The sequence below is a fragment of the Streptomyces sp. NPDC002853 genome, assembly GCF_053591915.1.
On record NZ_JBSFUS010000005.1, the window covers coordinates 43,898 to 58,363 of the forward strand.

The 14,466-nt window shown below is 71.6% G+C and carries 13 protein-coding genes; 5 read left to right on the plus strand and 8 right to left on the minus strand.

Annotated elements, in window-relative coordinates; genetic code table 11:
* Positions 1-95 precede the first annotated feature (95 nt).
* The 3 genes from ACWD02_RS14530 to ACWD02_RS14540 all read right to left on the minus strand — a co-directional run bounded on the left by ACWD02_RS14530 (position 96) and on the right by ACWD02_RS14540 (position 2,142).
* Entirely contained in the window at positions 96-701 is a 606-nt protein-coding gene (locus ACWD02_RS14530; protein WP_451209360.1) for an Rv1733c family protein, read from the minus strand.
* Positions 702-842: 141 nt separating this feature from the next.
* On the minus strand, positions 843-1,667 hold the full coding sequence (locus tag ACWD02_RS14535; protein WP_451209363.1) for an MOSC domain-containing protein: 825 nt from the start codon (positions 1,665-1,667) through the stop codon (positions 843-845).
* 46 nt (positions 1,668-1,713) lie between these two features.
* On the minus strand, positions 1,714-2,142 hold the full coding sequence (locus tag ACWD02_RS14540) for a DUF6643 family protein (protein ID WP_451209365.1): 429 nt from the start codon (positions 2,140-2,142) through the stop codon (positions 1,714-1,716).
* Positions 2,143-2,435: 293 nt separating this feature from the next.
* Here ACWD02_RS14540 and ACWD02_RS14545 point away from each other — a divergent pair, with 293 nt between their 5' ends.
* Positions 2,436-3,737 carry a TerD family protein gene (locus tag ACWD02_RS14545; RefSeq protein WP_451209368.1) on the plus strand — a complete coding sequence of 434 codons (1,302 nt, stop codon included), beginning with the start codon at positions 2,436-2,438 and terminating at the stop codon, positions 3,735-3,737.
* Between the two features lies 1 nt (position 3,738).
* Here ACWD02_RS14545 and ACWD02_RS14550 read toward each other — a convergent pair whose 3' ends face one another.
* On the minus strand, positions 3,739-4,914 hold the full coding sequence (locus tag ACWD02_RS14550; protein WP_451209371.1) for a glycosyltransferase: 1,176 nt from the start codon (positions 4,912-4,914) through the stop codon (positions 3,739-3,741).
* A 58-nt stretch (positions 4,915-4,972) separates the two neighbouring features.
* On the opposite strand from ACWD02_RS14550, the gene ACWD02_RS14555 reads away from it, so the two are divergent.
* The gene (locus ACWD02_RS14555) at positions 4,973-5,758 is read left to right on the plus strand and encodes a glutamate racemase (protein ID WP_451209374.1); all 786 of its coding nucleotides are present in this window, start codon (positions 4,973-4,975) and stop codon (positions 5,756-5,758) included.
* 140 nt (positions 5,759-5,898) lie between these two features.
* Positions 5,899-6,453, plus strand: a complete 555-nt coding sequence (locus tag ACWD02_RS14560; RefSeq protein ID WP_451209376.1) for a hypothetical protein — start codon at positions 5,899-5,901, stop codon at positions 6,451-6,453.
* On the opposite strand, the gene ACWD02_RS14565 is transcribed toward ACWD02_RS14560, so the two are convergent.
* Positions 6,410-7,477 carry an O-antigen ligase family protein gene (locus ACWD02_RS14565; protein WP_451209379.1) on the minus strand — a complete coding sequence of 356 codons (1,068 nt, stop codon included), beginning with the start codon at positions 7,475-7,477 and terminating at the stop codon, positions 6,410-6,412. The two genes, ACWD02_RS14560 and ACWD02_RS14565, sit on opposite strands and share 44 nt — an antisense overlap.
* Positions 7,478-7,698: 221 nt before the next feature.
* Between ACWD02_RS14565 and lnt the strand changes: the two genes are divergently transcribed.
* Both lnt and ACWD02_RS14575 read left to right on the plus strand, forming a co-directional pair.
* Positions 7,699-9,315, plus strand: coding sequence for an apolipoprotein N-acyltransferase (gene lnt, locus ACWD02_RS14570; RefSeq protein WP_451209381.1), 1,617 nt, complete (start codon positions 7,699-7,701; stop codon positions 9,313-9,315).
* 10 nt (positions 9,316-9,325) lie between these two features.
* Positions 9,326-9,799: an NUDIX hydrolase gene (locus ACWD02_RS14575; protein ID WP_451209383.1), complete on the plus strand. Its 474-nt coding sequence runs from the start codon at positions 9,326-9,328 to the stop codon at positions 9,797-9,799.
* Between the two features lie 18 nt (positions 9,800-9,817).
* On the opposite strand, the gene ACWD02_RS14580 is transcribed toward ACWD02_RS14575, so the two are convergent.
* Genes ACWD02_RS14580 through ACWD02_RS14590 form a run of 3 tightly spaced genes read right to left on the minus strand, consistent with a single transcriptional unit; the run spans position 9,818 to position 14,458 of the window.
* Positions 9,818-11,380, minus strand: coding sequence for a GMC family oxidoreductase (locus tag ACWD02_RS14580; protein WP_451209386.1), 1,563 nt, complete (start codon positions 11,378-11,380; stop codon positions 9,818-9,820).
* Between the two features lie 22 nt (positions 11,381-11,402).
* Positions 11,403-12,992 carry an APC family permease gene (locus tag ACWD02_RS14585; RefSeq protein WP_451209389.1) on the minus strand — a complete coding sequence of 530 codons (1,590 nt, stop codon included), beginning with the start codon at positions 12,990-12,992 and terminating at the stop codon, positions 11,403-11,405.
* On the minus strand, positions 12,989-14,458 hold the full coding sequence (locus tag ACWD02_RS14590) for an aldehyde dehydrogenase family protein (RefSeq protein WP_451209392.1): 1,470 nt from the start codon (positions 14,456-14,458) through the stop codon (positions 12,989-12,991). Before ACWD02_RS14590 ends, ACWD02_RS14585 begins: the two co-directional genes overlap by 4 nt.
* Positions 14,459-14,466 lie beyond the last annotated feature (8 nt).

Consider the following 14,466-nt stretch of genomic DNA (forward strand, 5'->3'; position numbering starts at 1 on the left):
GCGAGGGCGAGTTGACCCGATCGCCAGGCTCTCACCTGGTCATCGCCGCTCTCTCACCGGACCCGGGAGTCCGTTTCGGTGCCTCGATCAGGGGTTCATGAGCCGGTGCCGGTCCGTCCCCAGTCCGGTCCCGCCTTCTCCCATGCCTGGTCCCAGCGGTCGTGACGCCGCACCACCATCCGCCAGACGACGATCCGGCGGGCCCCCTCGACGAGTCCGGCGACCGCCACGGCGGCGCCGATCCCGGCCAGTGCCGCGTGCGTGCTCGCGGTCGCGTCGTCCAGTGGTCGGCCGACCACCTGGCCGTGCGCGTCGGTCCAGAGCCGGAAGCGGTCGCCGGGGTCGGGGGACTCCAGGGCGGCCACCACCGTGCCGGTGTGCGCCGTGCCGTCCGGAGCCGTCCACTCGGCGAGCACCCGGCTGTGCCTGTCGCGCGCGGAGGACGTCTCGGGATCGGGGTCGACCGGGGGTCTGGAAACCTTCTTGATCACCGTGCCCGCGACCGCGTGCCGCACCTCTCGCTGTTCCCGCACCGACTGGAGCAGGGCGTCCCGCGAGAGGTTGCCGACCGTGAAGCCGGCCAGCGGCATGGCGACGGCGATGAGCAGCACGGCCACGAGGGCCACCCAGGCTTCGACGAGGTCGGTCTTGCGGCGCAGCGGATTGTGCTGCCAGCGCCACAGCCCGACGAGTGCTCGCACAGTCCTGCACCCCCTTCCGCGTCCGTCATAACCACGAGCGGCACGGCCCACGCGCCTGCGGGGAGAAGAGAGAGGCACATCACCCTTCTCATCCACGCTCAACGACCGTGCCGGGCCTTCGAGTTCCCGTGCGTACGACTCTCAATCGAGGACGGTGAACGCGTCACCGACCCGGATCGATCCGGTCGTCTCCGGCACCAGATTCTGGCCGAAGACCAGCTGGTCGCCGAAACGGCGGTGCTTGGCCAGGGTGCGCAGCGGCTCCTTGCCGCGCTCCGCGCTGCGCTGGTCGGTGGTGGTCACGACACAGCGGCCGCACGTCTTGGCCACCCGGAAGGTGACCTCGCCGATGGCGACGCGCGACCAGTCGTCCTCGGCCCAGGGCGCCGTCCCGTCCACGACCACGTTCGGCCGGAAACGGTTCATGGGGAGCGGCCCCTCGTCGGAGTGGTCGCCCTGTGCGATGAGGGAGTTCAGGGCGTCGAGGGAGGAGAGCGTGGTCAGGAGCAGCGGATACCCGTCGGCGAAGGAGACGGTCTCGCCGTCCTTGGCGTACGCCGGGTCGATGGGGCGCTTGGTCGCGGGGTCGTCGAGGTGGACGAGCCGGGCGTCCGTGTCCAGGTAGGCGCTGAACCAGGCGTGCGCCGCGGCGTCGGCGGGCACCGCCTCGACCATGTCCTTCCAGATGTCCACCGTGACGGTCTCGCCGGGGGGCGGCACGGCGACCGTCAAGGGCTCCCGGCCGGGCGCGGACATGCGTATGCCGCCGCCGGGCAGGAGCTCGGCGGCGGCCAACGCCAGCCTCGGATGCGGTCGTTGCGTGATGATGCGTCCGCCGCTGTCCACCAGCACCCACCGTCGGTCACCCGCGAGCCCCCAGGGCTCGACGACGGCCTCACGCGGAGCGTGTCCCCCGACCGCCTTGAGCGGGTAGAAGTGGATCGAGTGCAGCGCTGGATTCGGCATGCCGCCATCCTGCCAGCAGCCACTGACAGGGAGGCGGGCGGTCGAATCAGTAGCCGCGGTAGGGGCGGTTGTACGGGTCCTCGTACGTCGCCGGGGCGGGGCGGGGTGCCGCGGGGCGCATGGCCTCGTAGCCCGTTCCGGCCGGGGGACGCTGTTGTTGGTGCTGCTGGGGGCCCGGGTATCCGCGCGGCGCCGACGGCTGCTGCGGGATGTACGGCGCGGGCGCCTGCTGCAGCGGTGCGGGCTGCTGCGCGTAGCCGTACGAGGGGTTGTGGTGGGACGGGGCTGCGGGCAGCGCGGGCAGGGCTGACTGCAGTGCGGGCAGGTGACTGCCCGTGTCGTACGCGGAGGGGACCCGGATCGGGGCGATCTGAGGAGTACCCCGCTCGGCGACAAGGGAGTCGTAGATCGGAGTGTCCGGGAAGGACGGCGCGGAGTAGTAACCGCCGCCATAGGTGGAGCGGGGGGAGGTCATGACACATAAGTTAAGCCCACGATGTGCTGGTTGGGGAGACCGATAAGAGGGTTGTTTTACGTGTCGGTAGTGACCGGACGTCCCCAATGTGAGCGAACTTAGGAAAAATCGGTCGCGCAGCGGCGTAGGGATCCTGTAAAAGCCAAGCTCCGTACGGGTTACCGGCGGTTGACGCACGGTTGACGTGCGGGCCGTGCGGCAGGGTGTCGACGGTGGACATGGGCCTCGCGGGGGTCCGGGTAATAGGTTGGTCATGAACGGGACGGCGGCCTGGCCGGACGTGGCGACTTGCGATGGGGGCGGACATGACAATGCCTAAAGGATCGAATGTTCCCGTGCCGGCACCTGCCGTGCGCGTCGAACTGGGGTGGGCTTCAGGAGCCGGGGTGCCGGACGCCGACGCGTCGGCCCTGCTGCTCGCCGCTTCCGGGAAGGTCCGCTCGGACGACGACTTCGTCTTCTACAACCAGGCGGTCCACACCTCCGGCGCGGTGCGCCACGAGGGCAAGAAGAACGACGGCGGCCGGGTGACCGACGCGCTCGTGGTGGACCTCGCGCGCGTGGAGCCCGCCGTGGAGACCGTGGTGCTCGCCGCCTCGACGGACGGCGGCACGTTCGGCCAGGTCCCCGGTCTCTTCATCCGGGTCGTCGACGCGGCGAACGGCGCCGAGATCGCGCGTTACGACAGTGAGGACGCGACCGTGGAGACGGCGTTCGTCCTCGGCGAGCTCTACCGCCGCCAGGGCGCGTGGAAGTTCCGCGCCGTCGGGCAGGGGTACGGCAGCGGACTCCAGGGCCTGGCCACCGACTACGGCATCTCGGTGGACGAACCGCAGCAGGCGCCCGCGCCCGCCCCGGCCGCGGTCCAGCCTCCCCCGGCTCCGGCCCCGGCGGCTCCCGCGGCCCCCGTCCAGGCCCCGCCGCCCGCCGCGGCCCCCGCCCCCGCGGGACAGCCCGTGCGCCTCACCAAGGTCACGCTCACCAAGGAGGCGCCGTCCGTCTCGCTGACCAAGCAGGGCGGCACATCCGGGGCGATGCGCGTGAACCTCAACTGGGAGGTGCGCAAGCAGTTCAAGGGCTGGGCCAGCAAGCTCGGCCGGGCCGTGGCCATGCACGCGGACCTCGACCTGGACCTGTGCGCCCTGTACGAACTGAGCGACGGCCGCAAGGGCGTCGTCCAGGCGCTCGGCAACGCCTTCGGCTCCCTCGACCAGCCCCCGTATCTGCTGCTCGACGGCGACGACCGCACCGGAGCCGTGGCCAGCGGCGAGAACCTCACGGTCAACCTCGACCACATCAAGGACTTCAAGCGCATCGTCATCTTCGTGACGATCTACGAAGGCGCGCGCAGCTTCGCCGACCTGAACGCCACGGTGACCCTGCAACCGCAGCACGGCGCGTCCATCGACTTCTCGCTGGACGAGTGCACGGTGCCCTCCACGGTGTGCGCGCTCGCGCTGCTCACGAACAACAACGGCGACCTCTTCGTCCAGCGCGAGGCCCGCTATCTGGTGCCGGAGCGTGGCGTGAGCCCGCAGCGCACCATCGACTACGCGTACGGCTGGGGCATGAACTGGACGCCCGGCAGGAAGTGACTCAGCGCTGCTCGGGAGCGGGATCGGGGCGGGTGTAGGTCCGCCCCTTCCACGCCGCTCCGCGCCCCCTGTAGTGCTGCACCGCCGAATCCACCGTCATGAGGAGGTAGAGGAAAGCGGTGAACGGCAGCAGGGGAGCGAGCCAGAGAGTCTGCCGGTAGTAGCGCAGCATCGGGACGTACGTCGCCGTCATCACCAGCCACGCGATGCCGCCGAGCACGGCCGGGCCCGCGCTGCCCGTGGCCAGCCCGCCGAACAGCGCGACCGGGGGCAGCAGATAGATCAGGGCGAGCCCCAGGACGGTGCCGAGCAGGATCAGCGGGTTGTGGCGGAGCTGGGAGTAGGCGCTGCGCGAGACCATCCGCCAGAGGTCGCCGAGCCCGGGGTAGGGGCGCACGCTGTCGACGCGCTCGGCGAGCCCCAGCCAGATGCGGCCGCCCGAACGCTTCACCGCCCGGGCCAGCGTCACGTCGTCGATCACCGCGTGCCGGATGGAGTCGGGGATCGCCGCGCGCTCGGCGGCGGCCGTGCTCAGCAGGACGCATCCGCCGGCGGCCGCGGCCGTGCGCGAGCCCTTCGCGGCGATCCAGCGGAACGGATACAGCTGCGCGAAGAAGTAGACGAACGCCGGGACGACGAGCCGCTCCCACATGGTCACGACGCGCAGCCGCGCCATCTGTGAGACGAGTTCGAGACCGGCGGTCTCCGCCGCCGCGACCAACTCCCGCAGACTGTCCGGCTCATGGGCGATGTCCGCGTCGGTGAGCAGCAGATAGCGGGGCGCACGCGCGCGTGCCAGGCCGATGCCGTGCCGTACGGCCCACAGCTTGCCGGTCCAGCCCGGCGGCGGCTCTCCCGGTGAACCCACGGTCAGCGGCAGGCCGCCGTGCCGGTCGGCGAGGGACCTGGCCAGCGTGCCGGTGCCGTCCGAACTCCCGTCGTCGACAAGGAAGATCTCGGCCTGGCCCGGATAGTCCTGGGCGAGCAGCGAGGGCAGGCTCTCGGGCAGCACGGCGGCCTCGTCGCGGGCGGGGACGACGACGCAGACCGAGGGCCAGACGTCGGGTTCGCGGCGCGGTGGCAGCCGCAGGTCCGTGCGCCAGAAGAAGCCCTGTCCCAGCAGCAGCCACAGCCAGGCGGCAAGCGATGCGGCGGCGGTCCACACAACGGCGCTCATCCGCCGCAGTCTGCCCCACGCCGCCGGGCTCAGGAGGCCGATCGACTATGGTGACCGGGTGAAGATCGCGCTCATGGACTCCGGTATCGGCCTGCTCCCCGCCGCGGCGGCGGTACGTCGTCTGCGGCCGGACGCCGATCTCGTCCTCTCCTCGGACCCCGACGGACTGCCCTGGGGGCCGCGTACCGCCGAGGACATCACGGAGCGCTCGCTCGCCATCGCCGAGGCGGCCGCCGCACACCACCCCCAAGCGCTGATCGTGGCCTGCAACACCTCGTCCGTGCACGCCCTGCCCGCCCTGCGCGCCCGCTTCGAACCCGACTTGCCGGTCATCGGGACCGTACCGGCGATCAAGCCGGCCGTGGCCGGCGGTGGCCCCGTCGCCATCTGGGCCACCCCGGCCACCACCGGAAGCCCCTACCAGCGCGGCCTCATCGAGGAGTTCGCCGGCGGCGTCGGTGTCACCGAGGTGCCCTGCCCCGGTCTGGCGGACGCCGTGCAGTCCGCTGACGAGGCGGCCATCGACAGTGCGGTCGCCGCCGCGGCAGCGCTCACCCCGCGTGACGTAAGGGCCGTCGTCCTGGGCTGCACCCATTACGAACTGGTCGGGGAGCGCATCCGCGCCGCCCTCCAGCAGCCCGAGCTGCCGCCGCTGATCCTGCACGGCTCCGCGGGAGCGGTCGCCGCCCAGGCGCTGCGCCGGGCCGGAGAGCTTCCCGGCCCCGGCACCGGCACGGAAGGCGGCCTCATGGTCATCCTCAGCGGCCGCGCCGCCGAGCTGCCCCTCGCCGCCCACACGTACGCCGAAGGCAGGCTCCTCGCGGCGGCCACTCCCGCACGCTGAGTCCCGTACGGGCGCATGACGGGCCCGCACGCCGGGCCCCGGTCGCATCCCACGTACAGAACGGAACCATCCGTACAGCCGCAGTGGTGACGCTCCGCGATGCCGTGCCTTCCCACCGGAACGTCGGTACTCTCGGTCGCATGAGGGACCACACCCACGGCGAGCGGGGCAGCACAGCCGACGCCCCGCCGGAAGTCTGGACCGGAAGCGCGACCAACCGCGTGCAGTGGCTGCTGGCGTTGGCCGGCGCCGCCTGCCTCGCGCTGGGGATCGAGCTGGCCGTCGACAACATGTGGACGTCCGGGATCGCCGCCCTCGCCATGTCCGTCGTGGGGTGCATCGCCGCCGGGCTGCTGATCCTTTTCGGCACCCTCGCCTTCGTCCACGTCGCCGTGACGGTCGACGAGGACTGCCTGGAAGTGCGCTGCGGGCACATGGGCCTGCCGCGCCGCCGCATCCTCCTCTCCCACGTGGTGCGGGCCGAGTTCGCGCAGGTCGTCTGCCCCAGGCAGTGGGGCGGCTGGGGCTACCGCTCGCGGCCCGAGCTCGGCACCGCCGTCGTCGTCAGGCGTGGTGAGGGCCTGGTCCTCAGCCTGGGCGACGGCCGGAAGTTCACGGTCACCGTCGACGACGCCGAAGCGGCCGTACGGATCATCCGCCACCGGCTGTCCCTGGCGGGGCGCCAGGCAGCCTGACCTGCGCCGGTTCATCGCCCAGCGGTCGCGCCGTGGCGATGCCCGCGAGATAGCCCGCGCCCGTCGTCACCGCCGTGAGGCTCAGCGCGTTGCCGACCGACGCCACCGCGGCCAGCGCCGTCAAGGCCGCGCCCGCCGACAGGACGACCTGGGTGGAGCGCGGCGAGCGGTACAGGGCGTACAGAAGCCAGCAGAAGACCGCCGCGAGAAGGACCACACCCACCAGGCCCTGCTCCGCCACCTGCTGCAGTGGCGCCGAATGGGGCTTGCCGTCGGTCAGGAGATGCTCGGCCACCGTCGGGCTGGAGTCGGCGAACCGGCCGGGGCCCACGCCCACCGCGGGTTCCTGGCCCGCGAGCGTCAGCGCGTCCTGCCACAGCTCGACCCGGTGCCCGTCGAGCTGACCCTCCAGGGACGCGCTCAGTCCCTCCGGCAGCACGTCATCGGCGATCGCCCAGGTCAGACCGGTCACCACCGCCGTCGCCAGGGCAAGACCCGCAAGACCGAGCACCCTGCGCCGCATCAGCGCGGTCGCCAGCGAGCACAGCAGGATTCCGGTGCAGGCAACCACGCCGGCCACGGAACCCAGCGCCGCGGCGGCCACCGCGATCCCCACGGCCAGCAGCCGCATCGCCAGCCGCGCCGAAGCACTGCGGGCCGCCCACGCCGCGGAGCAGGCCGCCCCCGAGGCCAGGATCAGGAGCGCGGCCGTGGCTCCGGTGTGGCCGAGCGGCGCCGCGCTGACGGGACCGGGCGAGAGCTGCGGGGCCGCCGCCGCGAGGCCCACCCCGGCCAGCGCGCCGGCGCAGGGCGCGGCGACCGGCAGGAGCGCGCCGCATATGCGCCCGCCCGCGTAGCCCGCGGCCACGGCGAGCACCGCGAGGAGCACGCCCTCGGGCCGGCCACCGTGCACCCCCGCTGTGATCAAGGTCCAGGCGGCGCACACGCCGAGCAGCGCGCAGCCCGTCGCGTCGGACGCGCTGCGCCGTTCGTATGCCCCTGGCGGCCCGGCCGTAGCGGCCATCCCCGTTGTCCCCACCCCGTCGCCCCCCGCCGTATGACGGCGCCCCGAACGCTGTGGCTCGATCCGGCCGCAGGTCAGGGACTCGGGCACACCGTAGTCGCTGGAACCGTGAGATGTGGACATCTTGCGCAGGAACGATCCGTCGAACGCGCGGACAAGGCCCCGGCGACCGGGCACGACCGTCCTGTCTTTGTCCAAGTGACGCGCCGTACACTCCCCGAGTGACCGCCACCACCACCTCCGTAGACGAGTCGGAGCAGCTCGAACCGCAGCCCGCGCCCGTATCGCGCACGGCGCGCTTCCTGCGAGCGCTCGTCCCGGCCGCCGCGGCGGCACTCTCCGGAGTGCTGCTCTACGTCAGTTTTCCGCCACGCACCCTGTGGTGGCTGGCCCTGCCGGCCTTCGCGGTGTTCGCCTGGTGTCTGCACGGCCGCGGCTGGAAGGCGGGCCTCGGGCTCGGGTACGTCTTCGGCCTCGGCTTCCTGCTGCCGCTCCTGGTGTGGACCGGGGTGGAGGTCGGGCCCGGGCCGTGGCTGGCGCTCGCCGCCATCGAGGCGATGTTCGTCGCCCTCGTCGGAGCGGGCATCGCCGCCGTCTCCCGACTGCCGGGGTATCCGCTCTGGGCCGCCGCCCTGTGGATCGCCGGTGAGGCGGCACGCGCGCGCGTGCCGTTCAGCGGATTCCCCTGGGGGAAGATCGCCTTCGGGCAGGCGGACGGCGTCTTCCTGCCTCTTGCCGCGCTGGGCGGCACGCCGGTGCTCGGGTTCGCGGTGGTCCTGTGCGGCTTCGGTCTGTACGAGATCGTCCGGCAGGCGCGCCAGGCCCACGGCACCCGCACCGTACGCCGCGGTGCGGCGGCAGCGGCCCTGCTCAGTGTGCTGCTCCCGGCCGCCGGTGCCTTTGCCGCGCGCCCGCTCGTCAGCGACGACGCCGAGGACGGCACCGCGACCGTCGCCGCCATCCAGGGCAACGTCCCGCAGGCGGGCCTGGAGTTCAACGCCCAGCGCCGCGCCGTGCTCGACCACCATGTGCGCGAGACCGAGCGGCTCGCGGACCGGGTGAAGGCGGGCAAGGCCGAGCAGCCCGACTTCGTCCTGTGGCCGGAGAACTCCTCGGACATCGACCCGTTCACCAACCCGGACGCCCACGCGGCCATCGAGCGCGCGGTCAAGGCGATCGGCGCCCCCATCTCGGTGGGCGGGGTCGTCGAGTCCAAGGACGGCAAGCTCTTCAACGAGCAGATCCTGTGGGACCCGAGGAAGGGCCCCACGGACACCTACGACAAGCGGCAGATCCAGCCCTTCGGCGAGTACATCCCGCTGCGCGACGTCGTCGGCTTCTTCAGCAGCGATGTCGGCATGGTGCGCCAGGACTTCAGCCGCGGCACCGAGCCCGGCCTCTTCACCATGGCGGGCACCAAGGTGGGCCTGGCCACCTGCTACGAGGCCGCCTTCGACTGGGCCGTGCGCGACACCGTCACCCACGGCGCGCAGATCATCTCGGTGCCCAGCAACAACGCGACGTTCGACCGCAGCGAGATGACCTACCAGCAGCTGGCCATGTCGCGGATCCGCGCCGTCGAGCACAGCCGCACCGTCACCGTCCCGGTGACCAGCGGCGTCAGCGCGATCATCAGGCCGGACGGCCATGTCTCGCAGAAGACGAAGTGGTTCACCGCCGACTCACTCGTCGAGGAGGTGCCGCTGCGTTCCTCGCAGACCCCGGCCACCCGGTTCGGCACCCTGCCCGAGGGCATCCTCGTGCTGATCGCCGCGGGCGGTCTCGGCTGGGCGGTGACGGTCGGCGTACGGGCCAGGCGCGCCCGCCAGGCCCGTTAGGGTCGAAGGCATGGCAACTCCTGACTTCATCCGCACGATCCGGGCCGACGCCGGCCACCAGCTGTTGTGGCTCCCCGGCGTCACCGCCATCGTCTTCGACGACGACGGCAGAGTGCTCCTCGGGCGGCGCTCCGACAACGGCAAGTGGTCGGTCATCGGCGGCATCCCGGACCCGGGGGAGCAGCCCGCGGCGTGCGCCGTGCGGGAGGTCTTCGAGGAGACCGCGGTGCACTGCGTCGCCGAGCGCGTCGTGCTCATCGAGGCCTTGGAGCCGGTGACGTACCCCAACGGCGACACCTGCCAGTTCATGGACATCACCGTGCGCTGCCGCGCCGTCGGCGGCGAGGCCCGCGTCAACGACGACGAGTCGCTGGAAGTGGGCTGGTTCGCGCTGGACCGGCTGCCCGACCTGCACGAGGCCGGGATCTTCCGGATCAAGCAGGCCATGGCGGAGGACCAGCCGACGTGGTTCGACCGGCGCTGACGGGCGCCGCGGACCGGCTCAGCTCGCCTTGATCATGTCGGCGCACTTCTCGCCGATCATCATGGTGGTGATGCACGGGTTGACCGCGGGCAGGAACGGCATCACCGAGGCGTCGGCGACCCGGAGCCCGGTGACGCCCTTGACGCGCAGTTGCGGGTCGAGCGGCGAGTTGGCGTCGTCGGTCGCGCCCATCCGCACGGTGCCCGCCGGGTGGTAGACGGTGTTGTGGGTCTGGCGGATGTAGGCGAAGAGCTCGTCGTCGGTCGTGGCGTCCGGGCCGGGAGCGAGTTCGGCGCCCGCCCAGTCCGCCATCGGGGCCTGCGCCGCGATCTCCCGGGCGAGCCGGAGCCCGTACGTCATGACGCGGATGTCGTGCTCGTGCGTGAAGTAGCGCGGGTCGACCTTGGGCTTGTCCCGGAAGTCGCGGGTGCGCAGCCGGACCGTGCCCATCGAGCGGGCCCGGGTGACGTTCGGGGTGAGGCAGAAGGCGTTGTCGGTGGTCGGGTAGCCGCGCCGGTAGGTGTTCATGTCGAAGGGCACCGAGCCGTAGTGGAACATCAGGTCCGGGCGGTCGAGGCCCGGTTCGGTGTCCGCGAAGATGCCGATCTCCCACCACTGGGTGGAGGAGGTGACCATCGGCTGCTTCGCCTCCCACATGATCACGCCCTCCGGGTGGTCCTGGAGGTGGGCTCCGACCCCGGGGGAGGCCACCCGCACCTCCACACCGCACTCCCGCAGATGCCCGGCGGGGCCGATCCCCGACAGCATCAGGAGCTTCGGCGAGTCGATGGCGCCGCAGGCCACGATCACCTCGCGGCGCGCCCCGACGCGGCCGCTGTGAATGGTGTCGGGCTGCAGGTACTCGACGCCCGTGCAGCGCCGGTTGTCGTCGAACAGCAACTGCCGTGCCTGCAGGCCGGTGCGCACCTCGAGGTTGGGCCGCTTGCCGAGGATCGGGTGCAGATACGACACCGAGGCGGACGAACGGGTGCCGTCCGGACGGGAGTTGATCTGGAACCAGTGCGCGCCGCGCTTCACAGTCTTGCCGGTGTTGAACGGGGTGGTGGGGATGCCCGCCGCCGCGCACGCCTCCAACAGGGCTGATCCGCACGGGTCGTTCGGCGGCACGCTCATGATGTTCACCGGGCCCGAGCGGCCGTGGTGGTCACCGGGCGCGTCGTTGGTCTCCAGGCGCTGATACAGCGGGAAGCAGTCCGCCGCGCTCCAGCCCGTGCAGCCCAGGGAACCCCACTCGTCGAGATCCTCGGCGGGTGCCCAGAACGCGATGCAGGAGTTGTGCGAGGAGCAGCCGCCGAGCACCTTGGCGCGGGCGTGCCGCATGAAGCTGTTGCCGTTCTCCTGCGGCTCCACCGGGTAGTCCCAGTCGTAACCGGACTCGAGAAGGGCCATCCAGCCCTCGAGGCGCAGGATGTTGTCGTCGCCGACGTCCGAAGGCCCGGCCTCCAGGACGCAGACGCTGACGTCCGGGTCCTCGGTCAGCCGCGCGGCGACGACGGCGCCTGCCGTACCGCCGCCGACCACCACGTAGTCGAACTCGGCCTGGGGACTCTCTGCGGGCATGGTGACTCCAGATCAGCGGGGTTCAGGGGGCGGCCGGGGGCGACGGGGGCGTGGTGGGGTCGACGGGCTCCTCGAAGCGGTGCTCGGCGAGCACGCCCGCCTTGTGCCGCTGCACGAACCAGTAGTAGGCGAAGCCGCCGCAGGCCACGATGCCGATGAAGACGAACGCGCCCCAGCGCAGGTACCAGTGCTGCGGTCCGGTCGCGTTGTAGACCTCCGCGCGCGGCCAGGCCAGGTTGAGGGACATGGCCGCGCCCCAGAGCACGGCGAGGATGTTGACCGGCAGACCGAACTTGCCGAGCGAGAACTTGCCCTCCGCGGGCTCCCACTGGCCGCGCAGCCGCCTGACCAGCATCGGCAGGGTGACAAGGAGATAGGCCAGGTAGATCATGATGATCGCGATGCTCGTGATCACGGAGAAGATCTGCGGCTGGTTGATGTTGACGACCAGGATGCCGACGCCGACGAGCCCGATGATGATCGCGGGCAGTACGGGGGTCTGGAAGCGCGGGCTGACCTTGGCGAGCAGCGAGGACGCGGGCAGGCAGCCGTCGCGGGCCATGGCGAACGCGAGGCGGATGCCCGCCGCCTGCACCGCGAGCTCGCAGACGGTGATGGCGATGACCACGCACCACAGCACGATCTCGCCGATCGTGGAGCCGAGCGTGCTCAGGACCACGTACTGCAGGCCGTCGACGGACAGTTCCTTCGCGTGCAGGTCCGGCACGGCCAGGAGCGCGAACAGCAGGATGAGCCCGCCGATCAGGAACGAGAAGACGAGCGCCCGCAGGATCGCCCGCGGGGCGTTGCGGCTCGGGTCGAGCGACTCCTCGCCGAGCGAGGACGCGGTGTCGAAGCCGTACATCACGTACGCCGAGGCGAGCGACGCCGTCAGGAACGCCCCGAAGTAGCCGAGGTTCTGCCCCTGGCCCAGGCCGCCGGTCTCCGTGATGGCGCTGGGGCCACGGGTGATGTGGGCGGCGAGCAGCACGATCAGGACGACGGCCGCGATCAGCTCGATCAGTACGCCCGCGGAGTTGATGCGGGCCATCAGCTTGACGCCGAACGCGTTGACCAGCGTGGTGAACAGGATCAGCACGGAGCCGAGCAGCACCGCGTTCTTCGCCGCGTCGGTCGTACCGCTGCCGTCCCCGATGAACTGGAACGTGTCGGAGATCTGCGGCAGCGTGATCTGGTACGCGAGGGCGACCGCCGCGAGGGACACCATGGTGGCCGTCAGCATCATCCAGCCGCCGAGCCAGCCGATGTGCTTGCCGCCGAGCTGCTTGCCCCAGTTGTAGACGGACCCCGCGACCGGGAAGCGGGCGGCCAGCTCGCAGAAGCAGAGGGCCACCATCAGCTGGCCGACGAAGACCATCGGCCAGGACCACCAGTAGGCGGGACCGCCGAAGCTCACGCCGAAGTAGAAGAGCTGGAAGGTGCCGGTCAGGATCGAGATATAGCTGATCCCGGCGGCGAAGGTGTGGAAGTTGCCCAGGGTGCGCTTGAGCTCGGGCCGGTAGCCGAGCTTGCCGAGCGCGTCGTCGTCGTCCTGGTGCTGCTGCCGGGCGGCGTCGGCGGCCTCGGCGCCCTTGCCGGGATCCGTGCTCATTCGAACCACCTCTGTGGTGTCGGGGCGAGGTTGCGCCAGATGTGCTTGGCCTCCTGGTACTCGGCGAGACCGGCCGGTCCCAGCTCGCGCCCGAACCCGGACTGCTTCATGCCGCCCCACTCCGCCTGCGGCACATAGGGGTGGAAGTCGTTGATCCATACCGTCCCCGCGCGCATCCGGGACGCCACTCGGTGCGCCTTGCCGCCGTCCTGCGTCCAGACGGCGCCCGCGAGCCCGTAGACGGTGTCGTTGGCGAGCGCGACCGCCTCGTCCTCGTCCCGGAACCGTTCGACGGTGAGCACCGGGCCGAACGACTCGTCGGTGATCACGGACATGCCGGGCGTGCACTCGTCGAGCACGGTCGGCGGGTAGTAGTAGCCGTCCGCGAGGGCCGGGTCGTCGGGGCGTGCGCCGCCGCACCGGAGCACCGCGCCCTCGGCGATGCCCGCCGCCACGTACGCCTCGACCTTGTCGCGGTGGGCCGCGGAGATCAGCGGGCCGGTGCGGGCGTCGTCGTCGAAGGGGCCGCCGAGCCGGATGCGCTGGGCGCGGGCGACCACCTCGTCGACGAACCTGTCGTGCAGTGAGTCCTCGACGAGCAGCCGTGCCCCGGCCGAACAGACCTGGCCGGAGTGCAGGAAGATCGCCATCAGGGCGTAGTCGACGGCGGCCTCGAAGTCGGCGTCGGCGAAGACGATGTTGGGGTTCTTGCCGCCCAGCTCCAGGGCGACCTTCTTCACCGTGGGGGCCGCGGCGGCCATGATGCGGCGGCCGGTGACGAGCCCGCCGGTGAACGACACCATGTCGACCCGCGGGTCCTCGCTGAGCGGGGCGCCCGCGGTGGGGCCCGCGCCCAGGATCAGGTTGGCGGCCCCGCCGGGCAGCCCGGCCTCGGTGAGCAGGCGCATCAGGATGATGGCGGTGTGCGGGGTCAGCTCGCTCGGCTTGAGGACGAAGGTGTTGCCTGCGCCGAGCGCGGGGGCGACCTTCCAGGCGGTCTGAAGCAGCGGATAGTTCCACGGCGTGATCAGCGCGCACACCCCGACCGGCTCGTGCACCACCCGGCTGTCCACCTCCGGGCTGCCGGCGTCGACGATCCGGTCGGTGCCGCCCGCCGCCGTCAGGTTGCCGAAGTAGCGGAAGCAGTTCGCGATGTCGTCCATGTCGTATTCGCTCTCCACGAGCCGCTTCCCGGTGTCCAGGGATTCGGCGCGGGCGAGTGCGTCCTTGTCGCGTTCGAGGAGGTCGGCCACGCGCAGCAGCAGACGGCCGCGTTCGGCCGCGGGGGTGCCGGGCCACGGCCCGGTGTCGAAGGCGTCACGCGCGGCGGCGATCGCCGCCGCGGCGTCCTTCGGTCCTGCTTCGTCGACGGTGGCGACCAGGGTGTTGTCCGCCGGGCAGCGGATCTCCCGTGTCTGCCCGTCCTTGGCAGTGGTCCATGTTCCGCCGATGAACAGCTCCGGCATGACGGCTC

What these genes read in the sequence shown, in the direction of transcription:
- ACWD02_RS14535 (WP_451209363.1), bottom strand. Translation starts at nt 1,667, where the DNA reads ATGCCGAATCCAGCGCTGCACTCGATCCACTTCTACCCGCTCAAGGCG.
- ACWD02_RS14550 (WP_451209371.1), bottom strand. Translation starts at nt 4,914, where the DNA reads ATGAGCGCCGTTGTGTGGACCGCCGCCGCATCGCTTGCCGCCTGGCTG.
- ACWD02_RS14580 (WP_451209386.1), bottom strand. Translation starts at nt 11,380, where the DNA reads ATGCCCGCAGAGAGTCCCCAGGCCGAGTTCGACTACGTGGTGGTCGGC.
- ACWD02_RS14545 (WP_451209368.1), top strand. Translation starts at nt 2,436, where the DNA reads ATGGGGGCGGACATGACAATGCCTAAAGGATCGAATGTTCCCGTGCCG.
- ACWD02_RS14560 (WP_451209376.1), top strand. Translation starts at nt 5,899, where the DNA reads ATGAGGGACCACACCCACGGCGAGCGGGGCAGCACAGCCGACGCCCCG.
- ACWD02_RS14540 (WP_451209365.1), bottom strand. Translation starts at nt 2,142, where the DNA reads ATGACCTCCCCCCGCTCCACCTATGGCGGCGGTTACTACTCCGCGCCG.
- ACWD02_RS14565 (WP_451209379.1), bottom strand. Translation starts at nt 7,477, where the DNA reads ATGGCCGCTACGGCCGGGCCGCCAGGGGCATACGAACGGCGCAGCGCG.
- ACWD02_RS14585 (WP_451209389.1), bottom strand. Translation starts at nt 12,992, where the DNA reads ATGAGCACGGATCCCGGCAAGGGCGCCGAGGCCGCCGACGCCGCCCGG.
- ACWD02_RS14575 (WP_451209383.1), top strand. Translation starts at nt 9,326, where the DNA reads ATGGCAACTCCTGACTTCATCCGCACGATCCGGGCCGACGCCGGCCAC.
- ACWD02_RS14590 (WP_451209392.1), bottom strand. Translation starts at nt 14,458, where the DNA reads ATGCCGGAGCTGTTCATCGGCGGAACATGGACCACTGCCAAGGACGGG.